This window comes from Rhodospirillales bacterium (assembly GCA_028824295.1).
In the GTDB taxonomy this organism is placed as follows: Bacteria; Pseudomonadota; Alphaproteobacteria; order TMED109; family TMED109; genus VXPW01.
This window is the reverse complement of the sequence record JAPPED010000029.1, coordinates 1-22,259: the sequence shown is the minus strand read 5'-3', so window position 1 is coordinate 22,259 and position 22,259 is coordinate 1. Positions and strand designations below refer to the sequence as shown.

The 22,259-nt window shown below is 63.4% G+C and carries 15 protein-coding genes and 1 pseudogene; 7 read left to right on the top strand and 9 right to left on the bottom strand.

What is annotated here, in order from left to right; all coding sequences use genetic code 11:
* Positions 1 to 310 precede the first annotated feature (310 nt).
* Complete coding sequence (locus OXH60_12240; protein MDE0712889.1) at positions 311 to 487, bottom strand: hypothetical protein; 177 nt, start codon at positions 485 to 487, stop codon at positions 311 to 313.
* Here OXH60_12240 and OXH60_12235 point away from each other — a divergent pair.
* The 3 genes from OXH60_12235 (at position 486) to OXH60_12225 (ending at position 5,161) form a co-directional block, all read left to right on the top strand.
* Positions 486 to 761 (top strand): hypothetical protein, encoded by a 276-nt coding sequence (locus OXH60_12235; protein MDE0712888.1) that lies wholly within the window; start codon positions 486 to 488, stop codon positions 759 to 761. The genes OXH60_12240 and OXH60_12235 overlap by 2 nt on opposite strands.
* Positions 762 to 1,264: 503 nt before the next feature.
* Complete coding sequence (locus OXH60_12230) at positions 1,265 to 2,995, top strand: DUF2219 family protein (GenBank protein ID MDE0712887.1); 1,731 nt, start codon at positions 1,265 to 1,267, stop codon at positions 2,993 to 2,995.
* 1,500 nt (positions 2,996 to 4,495) lie between these two features.
* Positions 4,496 to 5,161: an EcsC family protein gene (locus OXH60_12225; GenBank protein ID MDE0712886.1), complete on the top strand. Its 666-nt coding sequence runs from the start codon at positions 4,496 to 4,498 to the stop codon at positions 5,159 to 5,161.
* Positions 5,162 to 5,342: 181 nt separating this feature from the next.
* Here the strand turns inward: OXH60_12225 and OXH60_12220 are convergent.
* Positions 5,343 to 6,246, bottom strand: a pseudogene (locus OXH60_12220) (IS630 family transposase).
* 1,001 nt (positions 6,247 to 7,247) lie between these two features.
* Between OXH60_12220 and OXH60_12215 the strand changes: the two are divergent.
* Entirely contained in the window at positions 7,248 to 9,542 is a 2,295-nt protein-coding gene (locus tag OXH60_12215; protein ID MDE0712885.1) for a S8 family serine peptidase, read from the top strand.
* A 225-nt stretch (positions 9,543 to 9,767) separates the two neighbouring features.
* Here OXH60_12215 and OXH60_12210 read toward each other — a convergent pair whose 3' ends face one another.
* The 4 genes from OXH60_12210 to OXH60_12195 form a co-directional block, all read right to left on the bottom strand.
* Positions 9,768 to 11,018 (bottom strand): surface lipoprotein assembly modifier, encoded by a 1,251-nt coding sequence (locus OXH60_12210; GenBank protein ID MDE0712884.1) that lies wholly within the window; start codon positions 11,016 to 11,018, stop codon positions 9,768 to 9,770.
* Between the two features lie 116 nt (positions 11,019 to 11,134).
* Positions 11,135 to 12,667, bottom strand: a complete 1,533-nt coding sequence (locus OXH60_12205) for a hypothetical protein (protein ID MDE0712883.1) — start codon at positions 12,665 to 12,667, stop codon at positions 11,135 to 11,137.
* Between the two features lie 807 nt (positions 12,668 to 13,474).
* On the bottom strand, positions 13,475 to 15,247 hold the full coding sequence (locus OXH60_12200) for a transferrin-binding protein-like solute binding protein (protein ID MDE0712882.1): 1,773 nt from the start codon (positions 15,245 to 15,247) through the stop codon (positions 13,475 to 13,477).
* A 1,176-nt stretch (positions 15,248 to 16,423) separates the two neighbouring features.
* Positions 16,424 to 16,558 (bottom strand): hypothetical protein, encoded by a 135-nt coding sequence (locus tag OXH60_12195; GenBank protein ID MDE0712881.1) that lies wholly within the window; start codon positions 16,556 to 16,558, stop codon positions 16,424 to 16,426.
* A 1,271-nt stretch (positions 16,559 to 17,829) separates the two neighbouring features.
* Between OXH60_12195 and OXH60_12190 the strand changes: the two genes are divergently transcribed.
* Both OXH60_12190 and OXH60_12185 read left to right on the top strand, forming a co-directional pair.
* On the top strand, positions 17,830 to 18,864 hold the full coding sequence (locus OXH60_12190) for a hypothetical protein (protein MDE0712880.1): 1,035 nt from the start codon (positions 17,830 to 17,832) through the stop codon (positions 18,862 to 18,864).
* Positions 18,865 to 19,563: 699 nt separating this feature from the next.
* The gene (locus OXH60_12185; protein ID MDE0712879.1) at positions 19,564 to 19,905 is read left to right on the top strand and encodes a hypothetical protein; all 342 of its coding nucleotides are present in this window, start codon (positions 19,564 to 19,566) and stop codon (positions 19,903 to 19,905) included.
* 143 nt (positions 19,906 to 20,048) lie between these two features.
* Here OXH60_12185 and OXH60_12180 read toward each other — a convergent pair whose 3' ends face one another.
* Both OXH60_12180 and OXH60_12175 read right to left on the bottom strand, forming a co-directional pair.
* Positions 20,049 to 20,438 carry a type II toxin-antitoxin system VapC family toxin gene (locus OXH60_12180; GenBank protein MDE0712878.1) on the bottom strand — a complete coding sequence of 130 codons (390 nt, stop codon included), beginning with the start codon at positions 20,436 to 20,438 and terminating at the stop codon, positions 20,049 to 20,051.
* A 5-nt stretch (positions 20,439 to 20,443) separates the two neighbouring features.
* Positions 20,444 to 20,683 (bottom strand): AbrB/MazE/SpoVT family DNA-binding domain-containing protein, encoded by a 240-nt coding sequence (locus OXH60_12175; GenBank protein ID MDE0712877.1) that lies wholly within the window; start codon positions 20,681 to 20,683, stop codon positions 20,444 to 20,446.
* A 402-nt stretch (positions 20,684 to 21,085) separates the two neighbouring features.
* On the opposite strand from OXH60_12175, the gene OXH60_12170 reads away from it, so the two are divergent.
* Entirely contained in the window at positions 21,086 to 21,313 is a 228-nt protein-coding gene (locus OXH60_12170; protein ID MDE0712876.1) for a hypothetical protein, read from the top strand.
* Positions 21,314 to 21,683: 370 nt separating this feature from the next.
* On the opposite strand, the gene OXH60_12165 is transcribed toward OXH60_12170, so the two are convergent.
* Positions 21,684 to 22,259, bottom strand: a 576-nt coding sequence (locus OXH60_12165; protein ID MDE0712875.1) for a transposase, incomplete at its 5' end; no start/stop codon positions are given.

The following is a 22,259-nucleotide window of genomic DNA, read 5'->3' as shown; positions in this document are numbered from 1 at the left end:
CTTTGTCTCAGTCAAGCCGGGCGGTCTGTCTGACTCGGCCTGCCATCATAACAAGCGGTACGTGTCGTCCCTTCCAGCTGGTCTTACGTCGCGTGACTACGTGCAGCCACACGTGCTGCAATGTGGGAACGCACGGACCCGCGCCGCCGCCGACGGCCGTGGCAAAGGCTGGGTGTCGAGCCGTCCCCGGCCTCGGGGACCAGCCGCGTGACGGCCCTGCTGCCCACAGGCTGCACCAGCGTCGCCGTTTTGTCGAAGAACAGCACCTCGCGCAGACTACACGCAGTTTTCGAAGTGTTCAGTGCAGCAGTTACTGACGTTTCGCGTCGAAGGCTCCCGCGACACCGTCCCGGCGGAACTCGCCACCAACTTCCTGATGCCCAGGCCCGGTAAAAATCCCAACCAAGTGATCGTAGCGTTCCCCGTTGCCCTCCCGGGCAACCACACCAAACAGGCCGCCCTTGAGAGGAAGGTTCTCCAAGCTCATGTCACGGCGCCGGGTACCGATCTACATTCACCCGAACTGGGCGTCGCCGGAGGTGATGGAGATCTACGATGACGGCCTGGGTGACGAGTGGGTGAGCCGGGTACTCCGCGGCGCAGGCTACGGCTGGTGTCGGTATTGCCAATTGCTGGCCGCCCCTGAAACCATTATGTGGCCGCAAATCGACCGGTTTGGGCCACATTGGGGCATTGTTGGCGTAGCTGCCGACGGGAGATGGGACAATAACTTGGCCAATACTGGGATTCTCGCCACATAAGTTGGCCCATCCCGCAGCTGAAGCATCCAACGGCTGACCCATACCGCTTGCAGGATTGATCATCTCCGTTGCTCGGTGCAGCTTGGCTGCCGTGCTTTGAAGCCCTGCGCCTGAGCAAGATCACACACCCGAACACGTTGCTACGCGGAACTGCTGTTTGCAGGACAAGCCTGTCATGGCAAACCAAGCCGGCTCGCTGCTCTCCCAGTTATGCTGCACAACTGCGAAGTCGGGGAAGGGGCCGGGTGGGGCCATCCCTGCCGCTTCAACTGGAAATATCCGACGCGTGAGCGTGAGCGGTTCCTGCCGCAACAGTAGCGCGGCTGGCTGGGCCGTGTACTTCTAGGGCTTAGAAGTGGGGCTTCGATCGTGGCGAGCACAGTCCACGTGTCGCGCCTGCTGCTGACCGGATGCCGGCGCAGTGAAGTCTTGTCCCCGAATGGCAGGTCGATCTAGAAAATGATGAACTGCGGATCCGGGACGTCAAGGCCGGCGCGCGGGCCGTGCTGGCGTCGCACGTGGCGAATTGGGGCTGGACCACGCTGACGCGCCGGCTCGACAACGTTCGGGTGTTTTCCGGCTGCGTGCGCGCCACTCGCCTGCGCTTGCTGAACGCCTCGTTGCAGGTCATTCGCAAGGAGGCGGGGCTTGAAGACGTCCGCCTGCATGACTCGCGCTACAGCTCTGCCTCGCGAGTGCTCGCTCTCGGAAAGAGCCTGCCGAGGACCGGTAAGGTCCTTCGTCAAGCGCAGGTGCAGACGACCACGCACTACGCTTACTTTGCGCGGAACGCGTTGAAGGTCGCTGCCGTTCGGATATCCGCCAACCTAGAAGCCAGCTTCGACACACTGCCGAACCATTCTGCAGGCCTGAGACTTCTCCATCGCCTAGGTCCTGCCCAAGGACAGCGTTCGGGTTGGTTGCCCACCATACCGGCACGTGCGACCGTGTCGAGCAATTGCCGTCACTATTGCAAGCAGCAGATCCTGAATCAGACCGCACAGTCCGAGCATATCAACGGGAGGGTCGAGCGCATGATCGTTACCCCGAACAGCCAGAAAATAAGGCTTCAGTGCCCACAGCACCGGACGAAAACGGCACGAATCTTGTCCGGCGCGATCATTTCATTGTTGCTATTCGCCGTCGGAATCAATCAACAGACGTGGGCCAATTCAGTGCCATCCGGCGAGGCGGAGACCGAAACAGAGGACTCGTCGCAAAACTCCTTGGCAAAATGCACGTACTCTTTCATCGTTGAGAACGACCTCTTGTTCACGGATCGAAACTACACGTCAGGAGTATTGCTGACGCACACTTGCGATTCCGATACAGGCGACTTGCCAGGGTCTTTGCGCAAACTGAATAGCGATCTGATGATGAACGCAAGAGCGCTTTCCGGCGTTACCAATTACAAAAACAGTGCGTATTCCCGTTTTGGCGGCCTTTGGCTCTACACCCCCAACAGACTGGACATCCTTAAACCAAAGAAAAGTGATGGGCGCCCGTACGCCTCGCTCCTGATCTATGGCGATAGCATACTCCATGCGAACAAGGCTGTAGCAATTAAACAGGAGATGCAGATCGGTGTATTGGGTCTTCCTCTTGGAGGGATCGTCCAAAGCGCCTTACACAAAGTGATTTCGGCCGACGATCCTCAAGGCTGGTCGAAGGAAATATCTCGGGGCGGCGAACCGGTATTCGCCTATGGGCTTCAGAAGCAGCACCTGGTGTGCGCCAATCCAAGGCATCCTGGCTTGTGCGGTGATCGCGATTTCGACCTCACAGCAAACTGGAGCATATCTGTGGGGTATTATACTAGCCTGAGAACAGGCTTTACTGGCAGATTGGGGCTAGGAGAAAAATTGCGCTCGCCGTTTTGGGGGGATTTTGGGACAATCCACAGTAAACTTGTCTTTAGTCCACTCATTCATTTTCCTTCGTATAGCAAAGGAACAGGCGATAAAGCTAACGGGAATAACGAAGAGTTGTACTTGTTCGCGACTGCAGGCATTGATGTTGTATTGTACAGCGCTGTGCTACAGGGTCAGTTTCGACGGAGTCACTACGAAATCCGCTCGTCCGATGTGACGCGGGTGGTACCATATGCGAGTCTCGGAATTGTGAAGAGGTTTGGCGACTGTCGTGTCTCGTTATCGCATAGCTTCAGGGGGCGTGAAATTGAAGGAGGCAAAAGCCACAGGTGGAATAGTTTGTCTGTAGGATGGAAGTTCTAAGGTTTTGAAGTGAACAATTTTGCCGTCGGACACGGAGCCCGAAAACGCTCGTCGGCATGGATTTGCAAGTCTCGACGTTCGAGAATGCCTTGGGCGTAAATGGTCGTCTCTTCGACCGGCAATGCGTTGTCTTCCTAAATTCAGTAGATCGCCATGGCCTGTATCTGTCCTTGTGCCGTTTCCTCACAACCGCCCACTGTAGCGACGCGGACGTCAAGTGCGGCACTCTGATGGGCTAGACGACATGATCGTCGCTAGGCCCCCGCCCGGTCGCGTGCAGACGACGGGCTTTGCGCGTGCCTGCGCGAAGTGTCGCCTAGGAGCATGAACGGGTCGCTCTGGAGGGTGTCTAGAGCCTCACCGCATGGGCATCTCTGTTTGCTTCGAGCGCCCAACCTTTGTGCCACGCCATCGCGCTGTGTTGCGGATCCAGGTCGACGGTCAGGGCCAGCTTGCCAGCCCGTTCGGCTCAAATTGCCCAGTTGAGGGCGACGGTGGTTTTTCCGAACCCGCTCCTATCCGGCCCGCCGGCGACGTTGCGCATGGCGTGCCTTCTGTGCTGCGGACATAGCCGCAGAAAGGACTGATCGCGCGCGGACGTGAAGCAAATGCCGTCGGGGGTGGTCTCGCAATAGCAAGCGACCGTGCTGGCCGGTGTCGTAGTCCGACTGGTGTGGTTTGGAAGGCTGTTTGGCTACCCAGAGGGCGTTCTGGAGACGCGCCACTCTTCTTCGCGGTATTTTGGGAAACGGTTGAGGCAACCGGCAAGGCCAGCATTCTTCTCGATGTGTTTTGCGTAGAACACAAACGGGACATCCGCTGATAGTTGCTTCACTTGGCCCCATAGCCCAGCTCTTCGGATCATGTCGTCCTGCGGTGCGGGCTCAGCACCTTGGCTGAGGATTGCGTCCGTCACGCCTTCTGCGAACTCCAATGCCGCCACAATGGCAATTTCGCTGGCAGCGTGCCGATGACCGCCTCGCCGGCCACGTTGACGTCGATGTGGCCACGCGCCAAGGCTCTGGCCAGAGTCGCACGGATTCGCTGCCGCATCTTTCGGGCGGTGTTTGCCGCGATTCCTGAATTGGCGCCAGGATCCCCAGTACGTGTTCGCGTCTGATCTCGTTGACCGGCACGTCGACGGTCGCTGGCGACACTTGACGCTGCATGGACCGTCATCATGTCGCAGCCGTCCGTGACCCGTCGCGCCAGTCCCGTCGCAGACCATCCAGGGTCATGGGTGCCGCTCCGCCGAACCTCGGGGCGGGCGCGCGCTTCTGGTCCGCCAGCGGGTCGCGCCGGTCGCGATTGAGACCAGGTTGGCGACCGGGGCGCGCGCCAGCGGCACCTTGGCGCACAAGCTAAGCCCGACGTCAACTGATAAGCTCTCGTGGGACGGCACTGCTCGCGAATCTGGAAACCCATGCTCTACCGGGGCCTTACCCGAGAAAAGCCGGTGCGAGGTTAGTGCGCTGCTGCTCCATGGGAGTCTGCAAGAAAGTGACAGAACAAAATGACAAACCAAAGCTTCTGCAGGCTGTGGAGCTCGTGTTGGCCGATCCGGCGGACATCAAGCGAGAGGTACTAGCCCTCAAGCGGAAGTTCGACAGAAAGTACTGCGGCTCGAAGCCAGAGAGCCAGATCAACAAGATGCTGGCTGACAAGATCATCTCGAACTACTCCTACTATGCGGGCTTTGTGGGCGGCGCTACCGGTTTGACGGGGGTCGTGCCCGGATTAGGCACGGTTCTTGCGACCTTCGGGGGAGCAACGGCCGATGCAGCTCTTTCGATGAAGTACCAGATTGAGATGACTATGGCTCTGGCGGTCGTATACGGCCACGACATCGAGGTCGAAGAGGAGAAAAGGCTCTGCCTGCTAGTCGCGGGACTGGGGGCGATCAACCGAGCCGCCAAGGACGGAGGCAAGGCCCTTGGGAAGAAAGCTCTCGTCAAGGTGACCCAACAACACCTGAAGGGTGCGACGTTGGTGGCGGTCAAAGAGGTTTTCAAGAAGCTCGGTATCGTGTTCACTCGGAAGGCGGTGGAGAAGGCGATTCCGTTTGGCGTAGGCGTGTTAGTCGGCTTCACAGCCAATAAGTCGCTCACAGCCTATGTGGGCAGACGTGCGAAGCACTTCTACACGGTAAGTGTCGAAGAAGTCTAACCGGCGAGGGTTCGGTAGTCCCGGTACGCGGTAGGTGCTTCGGACTGCGCTGTGAACCAGCAGGTGCTCCTCTTCACCACGACGGATCGGCGCGACGCGGGTCAGGATGAGGCGCTCCGGAAGGTGTCAGTTGTCCGTTCCCGGGGCATGGCCGGCTCATCGCACCTAGAGCGCGTCCGTTTTAGGTAGAACCATAGCCAGCGTTGCGGATGTAGTTCTGGCACTCGCGGGGTTCGATGGTGTCGAGGAGCGCGCCGAGCTGCCGCCAGGTGTCATCCACCGTGCGCATCTGGGCGTCGCGCATCCATTGTTTGATCTTGGCGAAGGCCTGCTCGTTCGGATTGAGATCGGGCAAGTACGGCGGCAGGAACCACACCCTGGCGCCGACGTTGCGGATGGCCCGGCGGACGTCCTTGCCCTTGTGGACGGCGAGGTTGTCGAGGATGACGAGATCGCCAGGCCGGAGCGTCGGGACCAGGTGCTGCTCGATCTACGCTTGGAAGGAGCGCTGGTTGATCGGTCTGTCGAACACGCACGGTGCGCTCAGCCCGTCCCGGCGCAGTCCAGCCAGGCAGGTCAGGGTGCGCCAGCGGCCATGCGGTGCGAAGCACTTCAGACTATGCCCCTTTCGGCGCCTAGCCCCGCCGCGGCGCCATGTTGGTCTTGATCCAGGTCTCGTCCACGAACACCAGCCGGTCCGGATCAAGCCAGCGCCGCAGCGTCCGCCATCGCGCTCGCTTGCGAGCCACCGCCGCCCGCATTTGCTCGAGGGTGAACTGCGTTTTTTTTGAAGCGCAGGCCCTCGCGGCGCAAGAACCGTCAGATCGTGTCCCGGCACACCGTGATGCCTTCGCGCGCCAGCTGCGCCTGTAGCCGGTCGAGGGTCAGGTGCGGCGTCGCCGCCACCAGCGCGTGTACCCGCTCACGGTACGGCTCCAGGAGCCACGGAACGGTGGCCGCCGATTCCGGCCCGACGCGACGCTGCCGGTCGCCCGGTAGCGCGACGCCACCGAGCGGATCGGCTCGCCGTCGAGATGGGCGCGTACCGCGCGCCCGCAAAAGTCATTCGAATAGGGTCGGGTCATGGGTCCGGCCTCCTGTGCCTGCAAAACCCATTTGATCGACATCCTTACCCGGAATGGAATCCCCCCTGAGATTCTCTCAATGACAGACGTGCTCTAGGTCCGTTTCCGTGGCTGGACGGCGCTTTTGCGGCGACCACTCTGCCGGACGTTGCGCGGCGGCGCGCGGCCCAGACGCCGACGTGGTCCGGGAAGAGTTCTCGTGCACCGTCTGGCGGCTGATCGATGAACTGGACGACCGCAACCGGTCCGCTCTCATTCGGCGGGTCGGCGTTTCGGTGCCTACGCCGTCGAGCGGGTCCGCTCGGAAACAATCCGGTTCGATTCGCTGCTGCAGCCCTGCGCGTGGTTCGGCTTTCAGCCGCTCGACCTCCTCCTGCGGGATCGCGACATCCGGTTCGGACCTGTGGAAGCCAAGGTTCCCCCGCGGCACAGCAGCTCGCAGTTCAGGTCAATTCGCTGCGCAAGCGTCTGCGAGCACAAGTCGAAAATCGGCACCGGTGCACGCGGCGAACAGTGAACTTATTTCCTAGCCAATACCGAAATGAACTCAGTACGTGGCCGAACGGCCAAATTACCGTAATACCGACAGCTGGCACCAAGAGGTCGCGCTGCAGTGCCTGCGGATGATCGCCAGCGGCGTCTTCGGCCGGCACCCGACACGCCGCGCGCGAGATGCCGGCCCGCTTTTGGCCGCATATCGAAACAGCTCACTCCTGTGGTGGAGGACGCTCCTCTGCCGCCTTGGTGACAGAAGTGCGCCGCCACAGGCGAAGAACAGGACGCTCCCCTCGACGACATACCATTGAAGCCGGGTCAGGTCGGTTGATCGCGGATGCCGGACGGGTCCGGAAGCTGCACGAGCCCGGTACTTTTGCGAGGATGGAACACGTCGTTCGAAGCAGCTCGGCAGAAGGCAGGCCCGGATCCCGGAGGGCTGCACAATGTTCTCTCTCACCAGCCGGCCCATCTTCCGGTCGGCTTCATCCCCGGTGAATTTCGTGATGCCGCTTCTCCGGTTGGCTCCGGTGTTTCTCTCCGCCTGCCTGGGCCTCGCGGGTTGCAGTGGCGGCGGCAGCAGCAGCTGTCCGGTCGCCACCGTCGAGGGCTGCATTACCGAGACCGAGTACCGCGCGCAACTGTCGGACGTTGTTCATGACATTCGTTCATCCCCAAGCCTGGAAGACCGCTGGGGCCTGGCAACCATCAACATCGTGGATGCCTGGGGCCACCTGCAGGTCGTTCAGGGAATCGATCAGCCGGGCGATGGCGTCAGCGTGGGAGTTGTCGACTCCGGCATCGACCTCTCTCATCCCACATTCCAGGAAGGAGCGGCCGCCGGCCATGTCACGGAGAGGTTTCGGGTCGGGGCCGTTGAGGAAACCGGGGAGGAATCCTCGCACGGCACGGCCGTGGCCAGCATCATCGCGGGACGGGCGAACCCGGAGTACACGTTCCCGTTTACCGGCATCGCTCCGTACGCCTCGCTCAAGATGTTCGCAATCCCCCTTGGCGACCCGCCTCCTCGGGACCAGACGATCGCGCCGGTCTCGCTCGCCACGCTGACCAGATACGACGAGGACAACACGGAACTCTACAGGGAAGTTCTCGCCGAGGATCTGGACGTCCTGAACCTGAGTATCGCCTTCCGGGGACTGATTGAGCACTTCGACAATGAGCGGGACTTGCGCGACGCGCTGCCGAACTTGATCGAAACGCTGGCCCAGTCCGGCCGGAGGGACAAGATGGTCATCGTATGGGCAGCCGGGAATTCCAACGACCGCCTCTGCCGGGCGGGCACTGGCAATTGCGTCGGCGACACGGAAACCGACTACCTCGGACGACCAGCGGGCCGGCTCGACTCCAGTTCCCCCGATGTGCTCGCGGGACTGATGACGCGGATCGTGGAGCTCCGGGGCCACTCCGTCGCCGCCGTTGCGATCGGCGAGGACGGGGAGATCGCCCCGTTCTCCAACCGCTGCGGAATCGCGGCGACCTGGTGCATTGCCGCGCCGGGACGCCGTGTGTGGGCCGCCTATTTCGGGCCGCATCGAGGAAACATCATCCGAGGCTACGCGCCTCTGTCGGGAACCTCGATCGCGGCGCCGATGGTCTCCGGCGGACTGGCGTTGATGGATCAGTTCTTCCGCGACCAGCTCGCCGGCGAGGAACTGGTCACGCGTCTATTCACCACCGCCGATCGCACCGGCCGCTACGCCGACCGATCCACCTACGGACATGGTCTGATGGACCTGAATGCAGCTTTATCACCGGTCGGCGTGCCAAGGATCGCGGCCGGCACAGCAGCCGTCGGGAACGGGGCTCCCGTGCGGACGGCTCGCCTGCGGCTTGGCCCGGCGTTCGGCGATGGGCCCGCGAATGCGTTTGCCGGCCAGGAAATCGCCGGTTTCGACGCGCTCGGCGCCCCGTTCTGGTACGACCTCGGTCAATTTGTCGGAACCCGTGTCCCGCTGACCCCTTCCGCGCAGTTGCGCGACTTCATGGCGGCAGCGCCGACGGATCCCTATCTGGGAGGCGGAACTTCGGACGGCGACACGATGGTGGCCGGGCCAAGGCTCGGGTTCAGGGGAACGCCGGGCGGCGGCGACGTCGGCCATGCCCGGCTCGCGCAGGACGCGATCACGCTGACGGTGGGCCAGCCCGACGGCATCGTCGCGACAGCCTTCACGACCGAGGGCGACGGTAACCCGCAGCCCGTATCGGGCGCCCTGATCTCGTGGAATCCCGCAGACGTGCCGCTGAGCCTGCGCGTGGGCTGGCTCGGCGAGAGCCGCAGCCTGCTTGCCGCCACCGCGGAGGGGGCATTCGGCGATCTCGCCGCCCGCTCCGTCTTCGTCGGTGTGGACCTCGATCACGAACTTGCCGGCTGGCGACTGGGCGGCGGACCTGAATTCGGGTTCGTCCGCTCCCGCGCGCAGGGCGGCATCATTGCCGACATCGAGTCCCTCATGACCAGCGCGTTCTCGCTGCACGCCGCCCGGCCGACCGGCGGAGACGGGATGCTGCGACTGACGCTCGCCCAGCCGCTCCGCGTCGAGGACGGGGATGCCGTCCTGTCCGTTCCGGTCGGCCGTACCCTGGATCGCGCGGTCGTGCGCCGAACACTGTCAGCCGACCTTGCCCCCGCGGGCCGGCAGCTCGACCTGTCGGTGCGATGGGAACGGCCGTTCGCCCACGGCGCATTCCGGCTGGGAGCCGTTGCCACCCGCCATGCCGGGCACGACGCGGAAGCCCGGCCGTGGCTCACGATCATGACTGGCTGGCGGGCCTCGTTCTAGGATTTCCAGCTCCTGATCCATGGGTATCGGCTGCGGGACAGGTAGTGCAGCCATGGACGTGTCTGGTGACACCAGCAATACCTGCGGCCACGGTCGCTAGCGGTCTACGTGCCCGTCTCATGCATTCCGAATTATGGGGCGCTAACCGACTGCATGCTCCGGACGGTGTGCGGCCCCCGTATTGCTAGACACAGGTCCTGACCTGTGCAGTTCGTCAGGAAAAGGTTAGAACACCCGCACCAAGCTGAGTTCGCCGCCGGTTCGCCGGTAGTCGTAGAGCTGCGCATTCGTCTCGCGCACTTCGTGCACCAGGGACAGGCGCGGGCTGAAGCCCCGCCAGGCGAAAGCCCGGTTGTAAACCGAGAGTCGGAGAGAACGCGTCCGGTCCTCGCGCGGCTCCCCGCCCAGGGTGTGCGGATGCCAGTTGCCCTCGTAGTCCGTCCAGCGCATCTCGCCGCTGCCGCCAACGGTGAACCCCAGGGGCAGTGCTACCGACACCCCCAACCGAAGCCATTTCCGTTGGTGACGCCACCGTTCCACTTCAGTGCGCTCCTGTCCCCAGCCAAGCGCTCCGTCCGCACGGACCGTCGAACGCACGATCCAAACTCCGCCCAAGATGATGTCGGCGACCGGGCCGTCGAGGTGAGTCTCTGTGCGGTAGCTTCGATCGTGATACGACGCCCGTGCGAACGTCGTCACCTGGCCGCTGATCCGGCGGGCGGCCTCAAGTCGTGCGCCGTACGCGTCGTAGAACTGACCGCCGCCGAGCCAGCGTCGCTGTGCGCTGGCCAGCATGCTCGCCTCCGCATTCGTGCCCACCAGCCAGCGCGGCCCTCCGTGCACCGATACGAAGGTCTGGTCGAAGCGACTCCCGGCGTAATCGCGTTGGGAGACGTCAGCGCCGGCCCGCAGGCGGCGGCGGTCACCCAGCGGGTACTGGTACTCGCCGCTGAGCCACGCAGAGAGACCGACGCCTGACGTCGCCAGGTCCTCCGCGTCGCGCTCGAACGGCAGGCCGTAGATATAGATGATGCGCTCTTCCGACGTGGCACCGATGTTGGTGTCGGGCGCCAAGGCAAAACCCAAGTTGAAGCTCCAGCGCCGGCGGGCGCGGATCTCGGCAAGGAAGAGGTTGACGTTGGCCCTGACAGCAGGCGGCACGTCACCAGCAAGGACCTCCTCGAAGTGCTGGCGGGCCAGAGAGTCCTCACCCTTGAGGAAGAAGGCGTGGGCTAGCTCGAGACGGACCCGGACAAGGCCAGGGTTGGCAACCAGCATGCCATGGAATGCTGCGATCGCCTCATCTAGGAGGGCGTCCCGGTGGTCGGCGTCTGGCGTGGCGATGGCCTGCCCGACCGCAGCCATGCCTCTCTGGAACTGCGCTTCGAGGTCGTCCGGGTCCAGCTCGTGCGTGGTCGCGAATGCGGCGGCCGGAAGCGAGACCAGAAGGGCCACGGTTGCAAGAAAGCAACGCATCGGAGAACACCCCTCGGGGCATGGCGTCGGACAAAATGAACCCCCGACGCGAGCAAGTGGCAGGCGCCAGGGGAGAGGGAACCGGGAAGGGCATAGCCCTCCCGGTTGAAAGACGGCTAATTGCCGGGTGATTTCGCCGCGAACGCACCCGCCAGCGAGGCACTATCACTTGTGGCGTCGAACCAGCCAGTCACGCCAGCCAAGTCGACGGCCGGGTACTTGGTGCGGTCGTCAAGTCCCGTGACAGTGTTGGCGCTGCCGTGAAAGGTGGCACCCCAATCGCCGCCCACCGGCACGCCACCGATGTTCGCCACGGTGCCATTCGTGACGGTAGCCACAGCCGCACCGCTGATAGCCGCAGGCGTGCTGACATCACCAGCACTTCCCAACGTCACACTCCAGCCTGTGAGGGAACTGCCATCCTCGCGGAAGTCAGTTAAGCGGCCACTAAGGGTGCCTTCGGCATCGGCCGCGCCGAAATTAACGTTCAAGGTGGCGGTAGCGGTAAATGTGCCGATCTTTGCAGCCCGGCCTACCCCGGCGAGCGTCGCGTATCTGCCGACAGCGCCGCCGCGAAACGTCGCCGAACCCGTAAGGGTGTCGAAGCCGATTAACGCGCTTCCTGATACGGCTCCGCCTCCAGCGATGTAGTCGAAGTCGTAGGTCCCGGAGATGCCGTCCGGGATGGAGGACCAAATGCCGAAATAGAGGTACGCGTCATCTTGATCCACAGGTGCGCCCGACCTAAGATTCGTGGCCTTGAACGTCCAACTACCTCCAATGGTGGTTGCGCCGCTGCTCCTTGTGACCGTACAGGCATTCTCGTCGCCAGTGCACGAAAACCTGCCGCCTACGCCGTCGTAGCTTCCGCTTGTTGAGGCCGATACATAGGCTGATGTGGGATCGTTAGGATCGCTTCTTGTTCTGCTGACAGAGGTACTTGGCACTACCAAACCGTCGGTGACTTGCTGTTGCGTTATAGGAAGATCCTCACCTCCGTACTTCTTCCAGAACTCCCTGTTGCCAGGCGCCTGGATGTTGGTGTAGAGGTAGACGGTTTCGTTGACCAGTGCAGTAGCCGATCCGCTCTGACCGGTAAAGCCAGCGCTGCGCCAGCCGCCAGGAACACTAGGCGCAGCCGAGCCAGGGGTGAGAGTCCCTGCGGGCCTAAATGTCAGGCTCCCCCCGCGTGGCCACTCAACGGTCACCGACCCCATACCAGGCCCGTCAAGCGTCGGCCTAAACGAGCTAGCGCGAGCACTGAGTTCGGCCCGTTCGGCTTCGGTCAGTTGTTCTTGAAGCTCTGCCTGCTGTTGTTGGGCGGTCTGCTGCGCCCCCTGGGCGTCCTCTGCTCTCTCCTCAGCGTCTTCAGCTCTTGTCTCCGCGTCTTCAGCTCTTGTCTCCGCGTCCTCCGCTCTCGTCTCCGCGTCTTCAGCTCTTGTCTCCGCTTGCTCCGCTCTCGTCTCCGCGTCCTCAGCCCTTGTCTCCGCTTGCTCCGCTCTCGTCTCAGCTTCTTCGGCCCTTGTCTCCGCTTGCTCCGCTCTCGTCTCGGCGTCCGCAGTCGCCTTCTTTTGAGACGAACCACTGCAGGCCGCGGTAACGATTAGTGCAAGGCCCAAGAAAACAGCCGTCAGTAGTTTCGTCGGCATAGCCATTCGTCCTTTGCTTCTCAACACCGGCATCGCGCTGCAGGAGGATACGTAAGAGCGCGACTAAATTCTAATGACTTCCGGGCGTAATGCCAATACCGGACCGGCGGGCATTGCTGGCGTCAAGTGGAACGCGGAAGAACAATCATTAGTTGTTTGGCAGCTCCACCTCGACCCCAGAAAATAGTATGCCGCGGGGGCCACAATGACGCTGGCCGCAGGTCAAACGACAGTTGCAGCACCGTGCCATGCCCCGGGAGGACCTTCAGATCGGCCGGAAATAGTTCATTCCGGGGCTCCGTCACTCGTACTCACGGCGTTGACGTACCAAGCGTTTTGCCGAAAAGAGAATGGGGAATTGGTGTGTTCGTACTTGCTGTCCAGCCGGACGCACCATGGAAGGCCTCCGTGGCGCGAGGTTAACGACACTCCTCGGCCGACATGGGGAGAGAAGCTCGCCACCTGAGGCAGACGAAGAGGACGCTCCCTTCCACGACATGCCATTGAAAACCGGTCGGGCCTGTTGATCGTGGATGCCGGACAGACTCAGAAGCTGCACGAACCGGGTACTTTTGCAAGGATGGAAGCGCAAGGATGGAAGGCGTCGTTCGAAGCAGCTCACCGGAAAGCGGGCACCGGGCCCTGAGGGCTGCATGGTGTTTTCTCTCTCACCAATCGACCCGTCTTCCAGTCAGCTTCATCACACCGCTTCTCCGATCAATCCCTCCTCAATGGAACAAAAAAAGGCGCCCGATCCAGCGACGGATCGGGCGCCAATGCCAATAAAGGCCGTCAAACGGTCAGGACCTACTGGTTGTCGTCCCTGCCACCGAAGGCACCGACAAATGCACCAGCATCGCCACCGTCAAAGCTGAAGACGCCAGCGGCTTCCGCGCCGTCCTCACCATATATGGCTCCGCTGAACGAACCAGCGAAGGTGCCATCCTCATCCATGCGCTCGTGCTCGACCATTGCGTCCGTGCCCGAGAATGTGTTGCCGGAAAGCTCTCCCTCGAGAGTGGCAAGACCCATCAACTCGCCCGTGAACTCGTCCTCCGAGAAGTTCGCGGTAAGGGTTGCACTACCGTTTTCGCTAGCCAACGCGCTAGAGTGGCTCGGTCGCACGATAGCAACCCAGTCTCCACTGTAGGTGGCGGTACCAGTGACGTGCCCCGTGGTGATGCCGGAGTCATCGTAGTTCTGCACGAAACCGATGCCGAGACTGCCAATCCTGGCGTTGTCGCCGTCCTCGTTATCCACAAGGTTTGCCCACACGCCGAAGTGGATGTGACTGTATTCCTCCAACGAAGGAAGGGCCGCCATCACACGAGCCATATCTGCATCAGTGTCGGCATCAGCGACAGTGTCAGGCACCGCCGCTGCCGCTTCGACGTCAACCGCCCGTAGTGACATGGATGTGACGTCGCCGTCGCTGTTTCTGGTCCGACTCTCTACCACGACGTAGGTCGTAGTCGCCGGGTCGCCACTCGTGTACGAAAATACCTCAACTGCTTCGGAATCAACGGGGATCTCATCCGTGAAGTCAAGGGCATCAGCGACAGGGGTAGTGCCGGTGGGGGGAGTCGCATCGGTCATGGCTTCGTGGAACATGCCGATAGACCTCAGTACGACCAGCGCCGAACCATCCTGGCCAGAAGAGATGTCAACCATGCCATCGTCGTCCACGGCGGTAACGCCGCTAGCGCCGGGATCGTCGCTAGCAGGACCGTCGGCAAAGACCCTAACCATCGTGGTACCGGCACGTCCGGTCACCAGTGTCAGGCGGGCCATGTCGTCGGTCGTATCGAGAACCTTGCCAATCGCGAACGTTTGCGCCGCAACAGCCTGTCTGTAGGTGACGTCATCCGAGGGATCGAGTGGGGTAGCGTCGCCGTCCTCATTGTCATCGAACGCCCGCCCAGGAATTGCGGCAACCGCACGATTCACAACGGCCACACGGCCTGTGCGCATCGTGATTTCGCCGTCCTCGCGGTCGATCAACTCGCCCATGTTCGCGTCGACAGAACTGTCGCCTACGTTCTTCATGGTGCCGTCGATGTGGAGCTCCGTCATCGCGGCTTCAGACGCCTTCATGGCAGCATCTTCGGCGTCCGCCTGAGCGGCTTCGGCATCCGCCTGAGCGTCTTCGGCGTCTGCATTGGCCGCGCCCGCGGCCGATGCGGTCGTCGCGGCGGCAGCAGCATCGGCCGCGTCCATCGCCGTGTCGGCCGCATCCATCGCCATGCTGGCCGCGGTACGGGCCGCCATGGCGTACGCTTTCGCCATTTCGCCAGTCTGGAGGGTTGCGATGTTCGCCGTGTCCTCTTCGGCGTCATCTGCAGCCATGTCGGCAGCATCCGACGCTGTCTTGGCCGCTGCAGCCGCATCAGCCGCTGCCTCCTGAGTGGTTTCCAAGTCGGACGGCGTCGCGGGCTCGGGCTCCGGAGCCATAGTCTCCTCGGCCGGTGGCGTTTCTTCAACCGGGTCAGGATCGTCGCTGCTGCTGCTGCTGCAGGCTGCCAGGCTGATACCAAGGGCCGCGACCGCGGCGACCGTCATCAGGTTCCTGTAACTCAACATAGGTCGAGGCTCTCCTCTTGCTAAAGAAGCGGCCTCGATGGGGAGGCCTAAAGAGTGCATTTGGCGCACGTTTGGAAGAGGATAGGATAAAGCAAATACGAAGTCCACAAGACAGGACGCACCTGCTCGCAGCCAACTTTCGCACTCTCCCGAACGAAGCTCCCAAGGAAGCTCGCGCCCATTTTGCCTGCAATGGCGCACAACGCAAGCACCCAGTACAGGATCCACTGATCTGGCGTTTACTCGCCGGACATTGCTGCCCCTTGCCTTGTCAGCCGAATCCATCACCGGAGTTCAACACTCGCCATTGCGTAGCGAGTAACGTGTACACAACAACGCCATTTCCGACAACCACAAACAGTGACAAGCGGCTACGTCTCCAGACTCAACAAATGACGGCGATATCAAGGCCCTCAAGGCCGACGGTCCACTGCATCGCAATGCTTCGTGCTGCGTACACAGAGCAAATGGCCAATTGACCCTGCCCTTCGCGTTCTGCAGCCCCGGCGAGCCCGGATCTCCTGTCCGGAGGTTCTTGCAAATTCCTGAAGGGGATGGATGGGAGCGGGAGCCGACTGAACGAACCGCGGCGAGCTGGTGTCAAAAGGGTCCGAGGGACTTCGGATCGGGCTGGCCAGGTGGGGGCGTGACGCCGAACGGAGGACGGAAATCGCATTATCGCCCACCGTCCGTCGGCCGTCCGGCGAAGGGCCGATAGCGCCCGTTGTGCGGGCACAAGGCGGTCTTGGCGGGTGACGGAACAGCAGCCGGGCAACACCCGCCCAGTCGGTCCATAGGGGGCGAAGACAGTCGTATAGACCCCAGTCAATGCACCGCAATTCACTTGCGGCAACCCGCCTCGACGGAAACCTGTCGACGGCGACGCAGGTGCAGATGTCGACAAAATTGTCGGGAACACGGACCACTTCCGGGCTGGCGGCCATCCAGACGGGGAGACGGGAACGCAAACCAAGGCCCCACGTCAAGGCTGCTATGTCCGAATACTGATGCGCCCTACCGACGCCGCCAGCAGCGTCGGAAACCCACCGCGACCTTCGGACAGGCACGCTAGCGGGGACGGGCTCCGGCTGCAGAACGCGCCGGCCTCTCCCTCCCGGGCCCACGTGCCCAGCACCTCCTGCGGGTAGCTCGACAGGTCCGGCTCGGTGCCCGATATCAAGCCGGTGAAGGTGCGAACACCGGTCCCAGGCGCGGTACCGAGAATGGCACGCGCCCGACGATGCGCGCACCGTCGGTGATCTTGTGTACGTGGTTCCCGACATCCTCGTCGTACACCACGGGCACCGACATCTCGTCAGCCGTCCGTCCGGCGCCATCCACTAGGAAAGATTGCCGCGCACCGTTCGGTGCAACCCGCGTCAGCCCGCCGGCTGCTACGCCCCCGAACCCGTCTTCCGCGCTGACGAATGCAGGGAGGTTCGAAGAGGCCGGCCTCGGACCCCATGCGATCGAATACGGCGGGCCACCGTACCCACCGCCCGCCGAGGCAGATTGACTGCCGTGCTGCCGCCGCCACAGCCGGCAGGAGCCACGAGCGTGGTCAGCACGCCTACTGTCAGGCCGGTTCTCATTCTGGCTTCTCCCTGCTCGTCGCTCGAATGGAGACGGGCAGCCGCCACGGTTCGGCGCCGCTGACTCCCGAAGCCGTCCGAGGACACGTTCCCGCTACAAGGGCCGTATCGGCCCGGGGCGATGTCCTCGGGGGCGGCACGCCAGGTTCGCGGATCATCTTGGATACGCCGTGAGAGTGCTGGCGTGCCACCGTACAAAAGGGGCGCCGGCGGTCGACCCAGCGCCTTATCGTCTGGCTATTTCCGTCCACCCGCGCACCGCCCACGCCGTGGCCTGCCGACCAAGTTTTGTCACACTGTTGCATTTTGGTATCGGTTGACCGCGTGCCTAACGTCGCGCCGTGCGACCGGCGTTGGTAGAGCCCACCCGCAGCCGTCTCCGGAAGCCGAACGCCGGACGCCGGCGGTCACGCATCGAAATTCCTACCACGGGTAGCCCGGCTCGCGACTGACTGCCCGTGGGCTTCTCCTCGCCTAGGCCACGACTGGCACAGTCGCGCGCACCGGACCTGACCGGGCGGGCGGTCCCCGGGACCGAAGCGCAGGACCCGGGCGCGCCGCATTGACCGGCCGGCGCCGCACTGCCCGCATCTCTTCTTCCGGTGTTCCCGACCACCCGGGTCTCGCCGGGACCGTCCAGCCTGAATCCGTCGCACCCGCGTTTCCCGATGGCGCCCGGTGCACCTGTCCGTGTCCCAGCAATGGCCGCGACGTAGCGTTCGCGATCCCGCCCGGACTCGCAAAGGCCCCGCTCGCCACCCTTCACCCGAGCCGCCGATGACCGCGTTCGACGAGGCAGACACCGGGTGCGCCACGTTCCTCTCCGGCCCGCACGCGAGTAGCCGCTCCAGCGCACCGATCACCGGTAGGTACGCCAGGGTGCGCTGGCCGGTGTGCTAGCAGCGCGCGGATACGAGCCTCTGCATAATGCGCCGCTGCCTCAAGCGAACTCCGGGTACCGATTTGCCCTGGGAGAAGGGGAGGAACCTGATGAAATTCCAGCAAGTGCTCATCGTCGCCATGGCGGGAGCAATACTGCCTCTCAGCGGGTGCGGAGGCGGGGGTGGGGGCATGGTCGTAGCCGAGCCGGAGCCGCTGCCGCCGGTCGAAATCCCCACGCTCACGCCCGAGCCCCAGCCGTTTCGCACGCAGACGTCCTTCGTGGACGGCGTGCTCAGCATCGACGTGCCGACCCCCGGCGGCCCGACCCGGACCCTCAATACCGCCCGCGACGTGGACCTGACCTGGGGCCTCTTCCTTCCCCGGCCCGTCCAGCCCAACCATTCCAGCCGTGAATGGATCCTGGTGGACAACCACTACGACGGGCGGGTGCTCCTGTACGCCCTCGCCTCGTGGAATGCCGCCGACCCCGCCGACTACCTCGCGGCGGGATGGTGGCTGAGCTACCCGCCGGACGTCCCTTTCGAGGCATACCAAGCCGCCACGCGCGGGGTCTTTGTGGATGGCCCGGAGCTGGATCCGGCCTCCCCGCCCGACCTCCCGCTCGCGGGCACCGCCACCTACGTCGGCGGGATGGGCGGCCTGTACACGTATCACTACGGACGGGCGTGGGAGGAGTTGGCCGGGTCCACCGGGGTCACGGAATTCACCGGGCAGCTCTCGTTGACCGCCGACTTCGGCGAGCACCGCCTCACCGGGTGCCTCGGGTGCCTGGAACCGATTGAGACCGCACCCGGTCGCCATCTCTTTCCGGCCGTACCGTGGCAGGGGCCCGATCCCGCGGCGCTGCCCGCCGACTACGATGTGCGCTTCGAAGCCTCGTTTGGCGCAAGCGGGGCCTTCGGCGATGACGCGGTCACCGTCGCCCATCCCGACCGCACCATCGTGCGCAGCGCCGGGACGTGGCAGGGGCAGTTCTCGAACGTCCCGGACGTGGACGGCAATCCCCGGCGTGTGGTCGGCTCGACCGACGTGCTGTTCGCTGAAGACGACGGCTCGCACGGACGCTTTACGGGCATCTTCGATGCGCTGACGCCCGCCACGATCACGCCGCCCGAGCGTTAGCAGCCATCGCGCCGCACAGTCGGCCGGCGCTCTCCGCACCCGCACGGGCATCGGGGCTGCAACCGAAGCGGATCTACATCGCGCATCCGTAGCGCGCAGCCGCGCCAACACCCGCGTTTCGCCTCGCGGCTGACGGAACTTCACCGATTACCGGAGATGATCGGACAACGGACGCTTGTTACACCATGCCGGCGGGCACAACCGACTCGATCTTTACTGACACCTTACGGGCTTTCTCAAATGGCGAGGAGAGGGAGGGAACCCTCTCCTTCGAAAGCCGCCATTTTCGGGGCTGCGGAATCGTGCTTGTAGTCGCACTCGACATACGAACTGCCCGTCCCCAATTATCCGGAAACGTTACCGGACGGGATGCGCGACCGTGAATCCCTCAAATCTGAAGACCCGACAGGCATCCCGCGTCGCCGGTCACCGCAAGAGGATCGCTACTGCTGGCGCCAAGCGCGTCGAGGTCACAGTACCCTCGCAAGACGCACCCCTCGTCAAGGCCATCGCTGGCGCTCTGCGTTCCGGCGGCGAGGACGCCGAACTGATCCGGCGATCCCTGCAACCGAGACTGACCGCACCAAGGGCGAGGACGGGCGCTGAGCTGGTCGCTTTCTTCCGCGCTTCACCCTTGACCGACGCCGCGTTCACGGTCGAGCGTGACCACTCTACGGGACGATCTGCCGATCTCGCCTAATGGCCTTTCTCATGGACACCAATGTGATCAGCGAGACCGTCAGGCCACGACCTGACAAGACCGTTCTGCACTGGATCGAGGCACAGACCCCGAGCGACCTCTTTCTTGCGGTACAGACCATCGGGGAACTTGTCAGAGGCGTGCGGAAGGTAGCGGCAGTCTGGGGGCGACTCTTGGGGGACGGGGATCGTACCGGCCATCGCCCTTCCGCAGCCGATGCGCAGATCGCGGCGGCCGCCATTCAGCATGACTTGACCCTCGTCACCCACAATGTGAAGGATTTTCGGAGCTTCGATATTCAGTTGCTCGATCCGTGGCAACATCCCGAAGGCGGCCAATAGCTCTTCGCTCACTGCAGCAAGTGGTGCGTCCGTCGGCCTTCGTATGGCCGTGGACAAACACCGGATATTGTCCCTTGATGTTCCGGAGTTCACGCCGGCTGGACAAAGTGGGGCAGTGCCTTCTCGATATCGTGGATTGCCGGTCAAGGCACCGGCGCAAAGTGGCGGCCGCGGGCGGCGGCGCGGTCGAACGTGAACGTCTGCGTACACCCACGGGCGCGGTTTCGATGGGCGATCAGGCAGTCCGCGAAGTCTGCAGCGCCGGCCTCGAATTCCCGCAGGGCAGACCAGGCCACATCGCTATCCTCGACCAGCAATTCGATCGTTCGAAGAAGCTGGCGGATCACCCCTGCGACCACCCCTCTCTCGTACCGGTAAGCTCCTGCGAGCACCCACACCAGTTCCACCAGCACCGGAACGCTGACATATCCGGGTGAGCGGGCGGTGCACCGGCCCTCGATAAGGCGCGCAGCCGCATCGGCCTGCCGGGGGTCGTCCTGAACGATGTAACGGACCAGGACGTTCGTGTCCAAGCCAATCATCGCTTTCGGGTGGCACCCCGCGCGATGGCTTCGTCCATCTTCTCCAGGCTCACGGGGGATCCGGGCTTGGGAACCATGCCCTTCAATCTCGCCACGGGCGCGGTAACGGGTGTAACCCGCAAGTCGCCGGCTTCGTCCAGGGTGAAGTCGATCTTGTCACCCGGCTCAAGGTGCAACCGGTCCCGAATCGGCTTGGGGATCGTCACCTGTCCCTTGCTCGTCACAGTCGCATGCATTGCAATATCCTTTATTCCTTACTTTTCTGTAAGGCAAACTGTAGCGAACGTCCATCCTACAGACAACCGCGGATGAGCCCCCTGCAATCCGACACGGCCGTTCTCGCTTAGGGGTTCTCGCGAAGACCCTTTCCCTTGACGAAGATTTTGACAGATGGGCGGCCTGAGCCAGAGCACGCTGGCATGGAATCGGGCGAGCCTGCAGGTTTCGTTGTTCTTGATGTTGAGGCTCATGGCCGTCGGTCAGGTAGACGACGCGGCGTAGTGTCCACCCTGACCTGTACGGCAACCACGCTCCACGCGGGGTTCGACCCGCGCGCGATCGCGATCGAGGTCAGACAAAATGTCGGAGGTGGTTCCTGCTTAACTCCTTACCTGGTCGCACCCGGAAGGGCTCGCTCCATGAGTCACCACGCGCGCCGACGCAGCGTCATCTCGCTCCGCGCCCCGATCCGGCCGCGTAGCGCCCGCAGGCTCCGGCACTTCGGGAGCCGGCTGCGCCAAAGCGCGGAACTGGCCCGGGCCGTGCAACGGCTGGCCCTCCGGACCGAGACCCTGGCAGCAATCGCCAACGGCATCCTGTTCGGCGCGCTGCGCCTCCTGTCGGGAGCAGGTAGAATCCGCCCATGACCATCACGATCGACACCCATGCGGCTATCCAGGACCTCGAGACGGCCGGCGCCGACCCGAAGCCCGCCGAGGCAATCGTCAAAAACCGTCAGTCAAGCTGACGCCCAGCTGGCCACCAAGGCTGACCTCGCCGCGCTCCGAGCCGACCTGCAGGCGACGATTGTGAGCCTCGAGCGACGCCTGATCGGCTACTTGATAGCCACCGTCTTAATCGTTCTGGCCGCGATCAAGTACCTCTAACTCGCTTCGCCCTGTGCACCGTGGAATAGAGCTCGGAGCGAAACGGGATAGCCATCAAGACCGACCTTGCCGCGCCCGGAGGACGGATCGACTCGCTTGAACATGGGGCTTATATCGATTACTTGACAGCTCACGCTGCCAGCCGTCGATCCGTTTCACGGGTCACAGGAGTCGGCAAACCCGAACACTCCTCGCCGTGCAGCAGCGCCATTCCCCGACGCCGGATGTTGCGGGCCGCGTTCAGGTCCGCGTGGTCCGCATGGCCGCAGGCCACGCACTCGAAACTCGACTGGCTGCGGCGCGAGGCCGCGTCCGCGTGGCCGCACGCCGCACAGGTCCGGCTGGTGTGGGCCGGGTCCACCGCGACCAGCCGCGCCGCCTTGTAGGCGAGCATCGCGCGGAGACCGCTCCAGCCCGTCGCCAGGATCTCACGGTTCAGGCCGGCCTTCTGCCGGACGTGCCGGCCGGGCGCCGCCATTGTGCCTTTTGCCGACGCCGTCATCGCGCGCGTCCGCAATGCTTCGACCACCACCGTGCCCCCGGCCAGCGACCGGCTCACCTGGTGCTGCCAGTCGCGGCGCCGTTGCGCGATCCGCCGCTGCGTGCGCGCCAGCCGTCGCCGCGTGCGCTCGCGCCGCCTCGAGCCGCGGCGCTGCCGGGCGAGGCGGCGCTGATACCGCCGGACCCTCGCCTCGAGCCGCCGGCT

What these genes read in the sequence shown, in the direction of transcription:
- OXH60_12235 (MDE0712888.1), top strand. Translation starts at nt 486, where the DNA reads ATGTCACGGCGCCGGGTACCGATCTACATTCACCCGAACTGGGCGTCG.
- OXH60_12240 (MDE0712889.1), bottom strand. Translation starts at nt 487, where the DNA reads ATGAGCTTGGAGAACCTTCCTCTCAAGGGCGGCCTGTTTGGTGTGGTT.
- OXH60_12215 (MDE0712885.1), top strand. Translation starts at nt 7,248, where the DNA reads ATGCCGCTTCTCCGGTTGGCTCCGGTGTTTCTCTCCGCCTGCCTGGGC.
- OXH60_12210 (MDE0712884.1), bottom strand. Translation starts at nt 11,018, where the DNA reads ATGCGTTGCTTTCTTGCAACCGTGGCCCTTCTGGTCTCGCTTCCGGCC.
- OXH60_12205 (MDE0712883.1), bottom strand. Translation starts at nt 12,667, where the DNA reads ATGCCGACGAAACTACTGACGGCTGTTTTCTTGGGCCTTGCACTAATC.
- OXH60_12200 (MDE0712882.1), bottom strand. Translation starts at nt 15,247, where the DNA reads ATGTTGAGTTACAGGAACCTGATGACGGTCGCCGCGGTCGCGGCCCTT.
- OXH60_12195 (MDE0712881.1), bottom strand. Translation starts at nt 16,558, where the DNA reads ATGTCGGTGCCCGTGGTGTACGACGAGGATGTCGGGAACCACGTACAC.
- OXH60_12190 (MDE0712880.1), top strand. Translation starts at nt 17,830, where the DNA reads ATGAAATTCCAGCAAGTGCTCATCGTCGCCATGGCGGGAGCAATACTG.
- OXH60_12185 (MDE0712879.1), top strand. Translation starts at nt 19,564, where the DNA reads ATGGCCTTTCTCATGGACACCAATGTGATCAGCGAGACCGTCAGGCCA.
- OXH60_12175 (MDE0712877.1), bottom strand. Translation starts at nt 20,683, where the DNA reads ATGCATGCGACTGTGACGAGCAAGGGACAGGTGACGATCCCCAAGCCG.
- OXH60_12170 (MDE0712876.1), top strand. Translation starts at nt 21,086, where the DNA reads ATGAGTCACCACGCGCGCCGACGCAGCGTCATCTCGCTCCGCGCCCCG.